This is a genomic window from Falsiroseomonas oryziterrae (assembly GCF_021864505.1).
In the GTDB taxonomy this organism is placed as follows: domain Bacteria; phylum Pseudomonadota; class Alphaproteobacteria; order Acetobacterales; family Acetobacteraceae; genus Falsiroseomonas; species Falsiroseomonas oryziterrae.
The window spans coordinates 1-9773 of record NZ_JAKJIB010000132.1; the positions used below are offsets into that span (position 1 = coordinate 1).

Here is a 9773-nt window from a genome sequence, read left to right on the forward strand (position 1 = left end):
CGGGCGCGGCGAGGCGGATGGTCTCGCCGGCCGCCACGGCGCGCAGCGTCGCGATGTCGAGGCGGCGTGCGCCGTCGGACTGTTCCGTCAGCTTCGCGCGCGTCTCAGCGTAGATGGCGTTCACCGTGCCGGAGGCGGCGAGGTCGAGCGCGGCGAGGCTGCCTTCGATGTTTGCCGAGACGTCTCGCGCCTCCACGCCCTCGGTCGCGAGGCGGGGCAGGACCAGGCGTGCCGCGAGGTGCTGGCGGCCTTCGCGCGGCGTGCCGCGTGCCTCGACGCGGATCGCGCCGGCGAGCGGACGGCCGAGCAGGCGGGAGAGTGGGGCCAGGTCCTCGGCGACGAGCGTCGCCTCGCCGTCGGCGAGACGCGTCGTGGTCTGCACGCGGCCGCTTGCGGCGAGGCGCGCGGGGCCGAGCGTCGCCTCCGCGGTTTGCAGCGTCACCCAGTCGCCGTCGGGCGTGGCGCGCAGCGTGACGGCGAGCGGAAGCTGCTGCAGCGTGCCGGTCGCGCGGAGATCGATGTCGGGGCGCGAGGCCGGGGTGGCGATCCGCGCGTCGAGCGACAGCGCCTCCACCGCGATCCCGCCCGCTTCGAGGCGCTGCGACTGCACGGCGAGGGTGAGCGAGGGATCGGCGGCGGGACCTGTCGCGGTGCCGCGCAGGGTGAGCGCGCCGGACAGGCCGGGGATGGCCTCGCCGGGGGCGGCGAGGTCGGCGGCGAAGATGAGGTCGAGCGTGTCGCCGACGCGGCCGCGCGCCTCGGCCTGGATCGCCTGGCCGGCCAGCGTCAGCAGGTGCAACTGGTCGGGCAGCGTGGCGCGCAGCGTCGCGCGCGGCTGCGGGCCGGCGAGCGTGCCGAGCGCCGGGATTGTGGAGGTGAGGCCGGCGGGACGCAGCTCCGCGGCGATGGTCGGCGTGGAGAGGGGGCCGGTCACCTCGGCCTCGGCTTCCAGCGCGGTCCAGCCGACCGTGTCGGGAAGGAGGGCTGTGAAGACGGAGGAGGGTGGCAGCGCGGCGCGCAGGCGAAGCGCGGTGCGGTCGCGCTCGGGGTCGAGGCGGCCTTCGGCCTGGATGACGCCCGGCGGACCGGCGAGGCGAAGGTCGCGCAGGTCGATCAGCCCGTCGGGCAGGCGCGCGGCGTCGAAGCGGATGTCGAAGGGACCGGCGAGATCGGCGGCCGGCCCGGCGACGAGACCCGCGCCATCCACGCGGCCTTCGAGGCGGGCGGAGAAGCGCGACGTGTCGGGTGCGGCGATCGTGCCGGAGAGCTCGGCCGTGATGCGCTCCCCGGCATTGGCGGCGAGGCGGAGCGTGGCGCCCTCGGCCGGTCCGTCGAGCGAGAGGTCGAGGACGAGCGGGCGTTCGCCGAGGCCGAGCACCCGCGAGAGCGGACCGGCCGGATCGCCGCGCAGCGCGGCATTCGCGGTCAGCCGCCCCGTCGCGGGACGCAGCGCGGCCTGCAGCGTGAAGGCCGCGCCGCCGTCGATCAGAAGCGCATCGAGCGACAGGTCGAGACCTTGGTCGTCTAGGCGCAGCCCGCCCGTTGCGCGCAGCGCAAGCGCGCGGCCGAGCAGCGCCTCGGCGAGCTCGATGCGCTCGATGGCCAGGCGGTCGAGGCGGACCGCGACGGGAAGCTGCGGCAAGGCAGGGATCACCTGCCCAGGCGGCGGCGCCTGCTGCGGCGCGGGCTGCGGCGTGTCGGAGACGGGCGCGCGGAAGACGGTGATGCGCGCGGCGGTCAGCTCCTCCACCTCCAGGCGGCGGCGCACCAGGGCCGTGGGTGACCAGGAGATCCGGCCATCCTCGATCTCCAGCCAGACGCCCTGCGCGTCGGACAGCGTCAGGCGGCGGAAGGCGGGGCGGGTGGAGACGCCGCCGGTCAGCCCCTCCACCTGCAGGCCGGGGACGAGGGATTCGAGCAAGCGCGTGACCGGCGCGAGGCCCTGCGCGGAAGCCGGGGACGCGAGCAGCAGCAGCAGGAGCAGGAGGAGGCGGCGCACCTCAGAAGGCCTGCCCGAGCCCGACATAGACGGCGAAGCTCGACTCGCCGCTCTCGCGGTTCAGCGGCACGCCGACATCGACGCGCAGCGGCCCGATGGCCGTCGCGTAGCGCAGGCCGAGGCCGGCGCCGTAGCGCACGCCGGAGAGATCGGGCGTCTCCGTCTCGCCGACGCTGCCGGCATCGAGGAACAGCGCGACGCCGAACGGGCCGGAGACGCGCTGGCGCAGTTCCACGGAGCCCTCGATCAGGCTCGATCCGCCGAGCGGGCGATTCTGCGCGTCGCGCGGCCCGATGGACTGGAAGGTGTAGCCGCGCACCGATCCGCCGCCGCCACTGTAGAAGCGCTTGTCGAGCGGCACGGAGCGATCCGCACCGATCAGCGAGCCGAGCGTCCCGCGCAGCGCGACCACCGATCCGCCGTCGCCGGTCACGTCGAGATAGGTGCGCAGCGTGCCGAGCGCGCGGACGAAACCGCCACCTTCGCCGAGGTCGGCATAGGGCGTGGCGGCCGCGTCGAAGCGGATGCCGCGGCGCGGGTCGAGCAGCGAGTCCGTGCCGTCGTAGCGCGCGGCCAGCACGAGTCCGGCCAGGGTGAAGGGCTCGAGGTTGCCGTCGCGGCCGATGCGTCCATTCTCGAAGATCGGGCCGCCGCGCACCGACCAGCGTTCGCCGAGCGGGTGCTCGAACTGCAGCGAGGCGACGAAGGCGTCGCGGTCATAGGCCTTCAGGCGCTCGCGGATGCCGAAGACCTCGGCGATCAGCGTCGTGCGGCCGTCGAACAGGGCGGGGCGCCGGAACAGCGCGCCGATGCGCCAATTGGCGTCCTCCGTGCTGCCGGGGTTGCCGGTGCCGAGCCGCGAGGCCTCGGCCTCCAGCCGCAGCGTCTCGGCGTTCCCGAAGACGTTGCGGCGTTCGTAGAAGACGCGGCCGGAGGGGCCGAACTCGGTCTCCCAGGCCAGGGTGATGCCGGCGGCGTTGCGGGGCCGGTCGGTGACGGCGAAGGTCACCGGCAGCCGGCCCGCGGCGTCCAGGCGGTCGGCGGGACGCGCGCGCACCGTGTCGAAGGCGCCGAGCCGCAGCAGGTCGCGCCGCGCTCGCTCCAGTGCCTGCGGCGAATAGGCCTCGCCCTCCAGCCGGCCGGCGACGCGGTCCAGCAGGCGGGGGTCCACGCGCGTGTCCCCCTCCACCGCCGGCCGGGCGAAGCTGGCGCGGGGGCCGGGCGCCACCGTCCAGGTGACGTCCATCGCCTGCGCCGGATGGTCCACCACCACCTCCCGGTCGAGCACGGCGGCAAGCGGGTAGCCGGCGCGCCGCAGCCCGTCGACCAGCGCCTCCTCCGCATCCAGAACGGGATCCGCGCGGGCTGGCTCGCCGGCGGCGAGGCCGGCCGGCTCGATCCCGGCCAGCGACGTGGCATCCTCGGGCGAGGCGGGGCGCAGGTCGATGTGGCGGAGCACGTAGCGGGGGCCGGGCGTGATCCGCAGCTCGACCGGCACCTCCGCCGCGCGGGTCTCCGTCAGGCGCTCCGCCAGGCCGGGGGTGTCGGCGGGCTGGCCGTCTATCAGCACCTCGATCCGGGACGCCCAGTAGCCTTCCGACTGCAGCACCTGCGCGAGCCGCCGGGGCTCGGCCTCGGCCCGGGCGACCAGGCCGAAGGCGTCCACCGGGGCGGGCTCGGCCAGGGCGCGCAGCTGGGATGCCTCCTCCAGCGCCCGGTCCAGCGCCGCCTCCCCGGTCGGACGCAGCGTGGTGGCGTAGCGCAGCACCGTCTCCTGCGCCGCGGCGGGGAGGGACAGCAGGAGAAGCAGGATCAGCAGCCGGATGACGGTCACCGCGCGTTGGGGGGCCGGGGGTGGAGCGTCCGGCCGTGAAGGGCTACCACAGCTTCATGGATGCGACACTCGCCGCGACGCTCGCCGAATGGCGGCGCCACCTGCATGCGAATCCGGGGCTGACGCTGGAGGAAGGTGCGACGGCCGCCTTCGTCGTCGCGAAGTTGCGCGAGATGGGCGTCACCGAGATCGCCGAGGGCGTCGGCGGGCATGGGGTGGTCGCCACGCTGCGCCGGGGCGGCAACCGCAGCGTGGGGCTGCGGGCCGACATGGATGCGCTGCCCATCGAGGAATTCAATGCGGAGCTGCCCTGGCGCTCCACCGTCCCCGGCGTGATGCATGCCTGCGGGCATGACGGCCACACCGCCGCGCTCCTGGGGGCGGCGAAGCTGCTGATGGACGACCCGTCCTGGGGCGGCACGGTGCAGCTGGTCTTCCAGCCGGCGGAGGAAGGCGGCGGCGGCGCGCTGGCGATGATCGCCGACGGGCTGTTCGAGCGCTTCCCGATGGAGCGCATCTTCGGCTGGCACAACTGGCCGGGCCTGCCGGCCGGCACGGTCGCGGTGCATGAGCGGGCGGTGATGGCGGCGGGCACGCGCTTCGCCATCGTGTTCGACGGGCATGCCTCGCACGCCGCGCTGCCGCATCTGTCGCGCGACCCGATGGTCGCCGCCGGCCATTGCATCGTGGCGCTGCAGTCGGTGGTGGCGCGCAACCTCGATCCGCTGGCCGGCGGCGTGGTGAGCGTGACCGTGGTGGAAGGTGGCGAGGCGCAGAACCAGATCCCGCGCCGCGTGACGCTCAAGGGCACGGCGCGCTGGCTCGAGGATGCGGCGGGGGAGGCGATCCGCGACGGCGTGCATCGCATCGCGCAGGGCATCGGCGCCACCTTCGGCGTCGAGGCGTCGGTCAGCTGGTCCACCGGCATCGAGGTGACGGCGAACCACCCGGCGGAGCGCGAGATGGCGGCGGAGGCGGCCGGCGCGGTGACGACGGTGCGGCGCGATGTCCCGCCGGCGATGACGGGCGAGGATTTCGCCTGGTTCCTGAAGCGCGTCCCCGGCGCCTTCGTCTGGATCGGCAACGGCCCGGCGGAAGGCGGGCGCGAGCTGCACCACCCGGGCTACGACTTCAACGACGCGATCCTGCCGGCCGCCAGCGGCTATCTGGCCGAAGTCGCGAAGCGGGCGCTGCGCGCCGGGTAGCCAGCGCGCGACGGATCAGCCCGTGGCCCTGACGGCGCGCCGTGTCCGGCTGCCATCGGCGCCGAGGTCGTACTTGCCGGCGAGGGTGACGTAGCTGTCCTGCAGCAGGATGTCGTCCTGGCGGATCGGCGGCGCCGCGGTTGCGTCGCGCGACCTGTCGTCCCGCCAGCGCTGGATCGTCATCTTCTGCGTGCCGAGGTCGAAGAACAGGTCGAAGGCCTGCTCCGTGTCGCAGGTGTCCACGAAGAGGTAGCCGCCGCCCGCCTTGTTGGTGTCGGCGCCCAGCGCCTCGAGCGCCCGGCGCAGCGTGTAGTGCGCCGCGCCCCCCGCCTGGTCCTTCGGCGTGTTCGCGCCGACGAAGATCACCTTGATGATCTTCCCGCTGATCATCGCCTTCATCTTGGTGGCGAAATTGGTGATGGAGAGGGTCGGATTCAGCTCCGACGTGTCCTCGTCGCACATCGAGACATGCCCGCCGAGCAACCCGTCCTCGAGCACCACGGTGATGGTCATGCACCTGTCCACATGCGCGAAGACCAGGATGTCCTGCTGCGTGGCCTTGATGCGGCAGGTCCCGCCCTCGATCGACGGTTCCGTGCAGACCCTGGTCGGCATGGGGGAACCTCTTCCCGGCGGCGTCCGGAGGGCCTGACGTTAACGCCGCCCGGATGCGGCTGTCAGTGGAATTCGAAATCCGGTTCGGCACGCATGGGCTGCCTCCGACGGGTCTTCGTCAGCCCAGCACGCGCGGGAGCCAGGCCGCGCCTTCCGCCGCGGCGTCGCGCGCGGCGCGCACATGGTTCAACGCGCGCAGGAAGCCATGCGCGGTGCCGGGGAATTCGCGGTATTGCAGCGCGACGTCGGCCTCGCGCAGCTTCGCGGCCATGGCGCGGTTCTCGGCGGCGAGCACGTCGAGTTCCGCGACGTGGAGCAGAACCGGCGGCAGGCCGCGGAGGTCAGCGCGCAGCGGCGCCACCAGCGGGTTCAACCGGTCGGCCGGGCGCGGGCAGTAGCAATCCCAGTAGAAGCGCATCTTCTCGCGCGTCAGGAAGTAGCCGTCGGCGAACTCCGCATAGCTCGGCGTCGTGAAGTCGGCATCGAAGACGCCGTAGTTCAGCAGCAGGCCGCGCAGGCGCAGCCCCGGGTCGGTCTCGCGCAGCAGCAGCGCGGCGCCCATGGCGAGGTTGGCGCCGGCGCTGTCGCCGCCGAGCACGATGCGCGACGTGTCGAGACCCCATTCCGCGCCGTGGCGCGCGACCCAGCGGACCACCGCCGCGCATTCCTCGAGCGCCTGCGGGAAGGCGGCTTCGGGACTCAGCGCGTAGTCGGGGCCGATCACCGCGCACCCGCCGGCGGCGTATTCGCGCATCAGCCGGTCATGCGTGTCGATGCTGTTCCAGACCCAGCCGCCGCCATGCAGGTAGACGAGGACCGGCAGGGGGCCGTGCGTCGGGCGGTGGAGGCGGCAGAGCAGCCGTCGGCCCCGGATCGGGAGCCAGCGATCCGCGCTCTCGGCCATGACGGGGCCGCCTTCGCAGAGCGGGATGTTGAGCGCCTCGGTCGTCGCGCGCGCGGCATCGAGCGGCGGGCACAGCTCGATCGGCGGATGGCGCGCGCCGATCTCCTCCATCATCGCGCTGAAGGCGAGCATCTCGGGATCCCAGCGGGGGTCGGGTGCGGGCATGATCGGCGTCTCCTCGACCCATCCCACGCCGGCGCAGCGCATCCGGCAACCCGTGGCGGTGCGGCGCGCTGGCGGTTGCGGCCGATGGCGGCACAGGAGCATGCTGCATCGCACCATGACCGTCCTGCCGACCATCGCCACCCGGACGAAGCTGCGCGAGGAGGCGCTCTACCGCCCCCGGCACGTGGCGCTGGTTGCCGACCCCGCCCAGCCGGCGGCGGCGCTGCTGGCCCGCAACCTGGCCGCGGGCGGCTTCCAGGGACGCCTCTCGCTGATCGGCATGGCGCATGAGGGCTTCGAGAGCGTGGCCGCCATCGCGGACCTGCCGGAGGCGCCCGACCTCGCCGTGCTGGCGCTGCCGTCGGCCGAGGTGGAGCCGGCGATGGCCGCGCTGGCGGCAAAGGGGTGCCATGCCGCGCTGGTGCCGGGCGCCTGCCCCGATCTCGGCGCGATCGCGGCGCGCACCGGCATCCGCGCGCTGGGGCAGGGCAGCTTCGGCATCTGCGTCCCCGCGATCGGGCTCAACGCCTCGCTCGCGCATGTGGCGCCGCGCAAGGGCAGGCTCGCGCTGGTCTGCCAGTCCTCCGCGCTGGCGCGCGCCGTGCTCGACTGGGCGGAGAGCGAGAGCGTCGGCTTCAGCCATGTCATCGGCATCGGCGGCAACGCGGATCTCGGCTTCGCCCATGCGCTCGACTGGCTTTCGCGCGATCCGGCGACGGGGGCGGTGCTGCTCGACATTCGGCGCATCAAGAACCGGCGCATGTTCGTCTCCGCCGCGCGCGCGACGGCGCGCACGCGTCCCGTGGTCGCGATCCGGGCCGGGGGGCGGCTGGCCGATGCGACCGGCACGTCGGATGCGGTGATGGAGGCGGCGCTGCGCCGCGCCGGCGTGCTGCGCGTCTCCGGCCTCGACGACCTGCTCTCAGCGGCGGAGACGCTGGCGCGTGTGAAGCTGTCGCCGCGCGGCGGCAGCGGCGATCGCATCGCGATCGTGTCGAATGCGACGGGCCTCGGCCAGCTGGCAGCCGATGCGGTGCTGGTCGCGGGCGCGCGGCTGGCGGAGTTGCCGCGGGAGGCGCTGGCGAGCCTGGTCGCCATGCTGCCGGCCGGCTGGCACGGGCGGAACCCGATCACGCTGAGCCCGCTGACCGGCACCTCCCTCGGCGAGGCGGCGGCGATGCTCGCCGCGCTGCCGGAGGTGGACACCGTGATCGCGTTGCACGCACCGGTCGCCGGCGAGAATGCCGAGACGATCGCGCAGGCGCTGCAGGCGGCGGCGAAGGCGACGCGCGCCGCGCCGGTGCTCGTCTGCTGGGCCGGACAGGCGACGGCGGGGCCGCAGCGCATGGCGCTCGCGCGCGCGGGGCTTGCGGTGTTCCCGACACCTGAGGCCGCCGTGCGCGGTGCCACCCATCTGTGGCAGGACCGGCGCAACCGCATCGCGGCGGCGGAACTGCCGGGGCGCGAGGTGCTGAAGCTCACGCCGGACCGTGCGGCGGTGGCCAGGATCCTGGGTGCGGCGCGGGCGGAGGGGCGTCTCGAACTGACGGATGACGAGGCGCTGGCCGTGCTCGCCGCCTATGGGATGCCGGTGGTGCAGGGGCGCGTGGCGCGGAGCGCGGACCACGCCGTCGCGGCCGCCGGTGCGCTCGGCTGGCCGGTCGTGCTCAAGCTCCGCAGCCCCGACATCGCGCGCAAGACGGAGGTCGGCGGCGTCGCGCTCGGGCTGCGGAGCGCCGACGCGCTGCGCGACACCGCGGCGGCGATGGTCGAGACGGCGAAGCGGTTGCGCCCGGATGCGCGGCTCGAGGGCTTCGTCGTGCAGCGCGAGGCGAGCCGCGGCGAGGAGTTGCGGCTGCGCCTCGGCGACGATGCGATGTTCGGGCCCTGGATCGGCTTCGGCCTGGGCGGGACGGCGGCGGACCTGATCGGCGACGAGGTGCTCGACCTGCCGCCGCTGAACGACGCGCTGGCGAAGGCGCTGATCGCGCGCAGCCGCGCGGCGCGGCTGCTTGCGGGCTATCGCGACCATCCGCCGGCCGACATGGAGGCGGTGGAGGATGCGCTCGTCCGCCTCAGCCAGATCGCGGTGGATTTCCCGGAGATCGCGACGCTCGGCGTCAACCCGCTGGTGGCGCGCGCCGACGGCGTGCTGGCGCTGGATGCGAGCGTCACGCTGCGTCCCGAGGGCGAGCGCTCCGTCTTCGCCATCCCGCCCTATCCGGAAGAGTGGGTGACGCGCTGGCGGGCCAAGCGTGGCGAGGAATTCGTGATCCGCCCGATCCGGCCGGAGGACGCCGAGGCGCATGGCGCCTTCTTCCGGCGGCTGACGCCGGAGGACATACGCTGGCGCTTCTTCAGCCAGCTGCGCGAATTGCCGCCGCAGCAGATCGCGCGGATGACGCAGCTCGACTACGACCGCGAGATGGCCTTCGTCGCCGTGCGGTCGCGTCCGGACGGGACCGAGGACCTGCTCGGCGTGTCGCGGCTGATCCGCGAACCGGACGGCGTGACGGGCGAGTTCGCGGTGATCGTCGACCGCGCGATGAAGGGGCAGGGGCTCGGGCGGCACCTGATGGAGCGGCTGTTCGACTGGGCGCGCGCCAACGGCATCGGCGTGATCGCGGGCCAGGTGCTGGCCGACAACGCCCCGATGCTCGCTTTCGTGCAGGGTCTCGGTTTCACGTTGAAGCGCAGCGCGGAGGACGAGGAGGTGTTCGAGGTGAGGCGCGAGGTCTGACCGCGCGGCTCAAGCGCCGTTGACCTGCGGCCGGGCAGGCATCGGTGTACACTCGGCCTGACGGGGACGGAGAGGCGCGCGACGGCGTGACGTCGCCGCACGCCCTCGTGCATGCGCCCTTCCGGCGGGCGTCCGAACCGCGTGGCGCGGGGCCTCGTTGGCCTCGGCATGACACATGCCCCGATCCCGGCCGGCGCGGCGCCGCGGCGCCCGCGCCTCGAGCGTCTGCGCGGCCTGGGCGCCGCGACCCGGCATGGCGGCGCGACCTCGATGGTGGGCGCGATGGCGGCGCTGCCATGGCTCGGGCTGCC

At 74.2% G+C, this 9773-nt stretch carries 6 protein-coding genes; 2 read left to right on the top strand and 4 right to left on the bottom strand.

The features are described from left to right. Both L2I40_RS12230 and L2I40_RS12235 read right to left on the bottom strand, forming a co-directional pair. Positions 1-1999, bottom strand: a 1999-nt coding sequence (locus tag L2I40_RS12230; RefSeq protein ID WP_237215237.1) for a translocation/assembly module TamB domain-containing protein, incomplete at its 3' end; no start/stop codon positions are given. A gap of 1 nt (position 2000) precedes the next feature. Continuing rightward, positions 2001-3833, bottom strand: a complete 1833-nt coding sequence (locus L2I40_RS12235) for an autotransporter assembly complex protein TamA (RefSeq protein ID WP_237215238.1) — start codon at positions 3831-3833, stop codon at positions 2001-2003. 35 nt (positions 3834-3868) lie between these two features. Between L2I40_RS12235 and L2I40_RS12240 the strand changes: the two genes are divergently transcribed. Then, positions 3869-5038, top strand: a complete 1170-nt coding sequence (locus tag L2I40_RS12240; protein ID WP_237215239.1) for an amidohydrolase — start codon at positions 3869-3871, stop codon at positions 5036-5038. Positions 5039-5053: 15 nt separating this feature from the next. On the opposite strand, the gene L2I40_RS12245 is transcribed toward L2I40_RS12240, so the two are convergent. Continuing rightward, positions 5054-5653, bottom strand: a complete 600-nt coding sequence (locus L2I40_RS12245; protein ID WP_237215240.1) for a hypothetical protein — start codon at positions 5651-5653, stop codon at positions 5054-5056. A gap of 118 nt (positions 5654-5771) precedes the next feature. Next, positions 5772-6722 carry an alpha/beta hydrolase gene (locus L2I40_RS12250; RefSeq protein ID WP_237215241.1) on the bottom strand — a complete coding sequence of 317 codons (951 nt, stop codon included), beginning with the start codon at positions 6720-6722 and terminating at the stop codon, positions 5772-5774. A 100-nt stretch (positions 6723-6822) separates the two neighbouring features. On the opposite strand from L2I40_RS12250, the gene L2I40_RS12255 reads away from it, so the two are divergent. Further along, positions 6823-9462 (top strand): bifunctional acetate--CoA ligase family protein/GNAT family N-acetyltransferase, encoded by a 2640-nt coding sequence (locus L2I40_RS12255; protein ID WP_237215242.1) that lies wholly within the window; start codon positions 6823-6825, stop codon positions 9460-9462. The last annotated feature ends 311 nt before the right edge of the window (positions 9463-9773 follow it).

Coding starts and splice junctions, on each gene's coding strand:
- L2I40_RS12245 (WP_237215240.1), bottom strand. CDS start 5,653: ATGCCGACCAGGGTCTGCACGGAACCGTCGATCGAGGGCGGGACCTGC.
- L2I40_RS12250 (WP_237215241.1), bottom strand. CDS start 6,722: ATGCCCGCACCCGACCCCCGCTGGGATCCCGAGATGCTCGCCTTCAGC.
- L2I40_RS12255 (WP_237215242.1), top strand. CDS start 6,823: ATGCTGCATCGCACCATGACCGTCCTGCCGACCATCGCCACCCGGACG.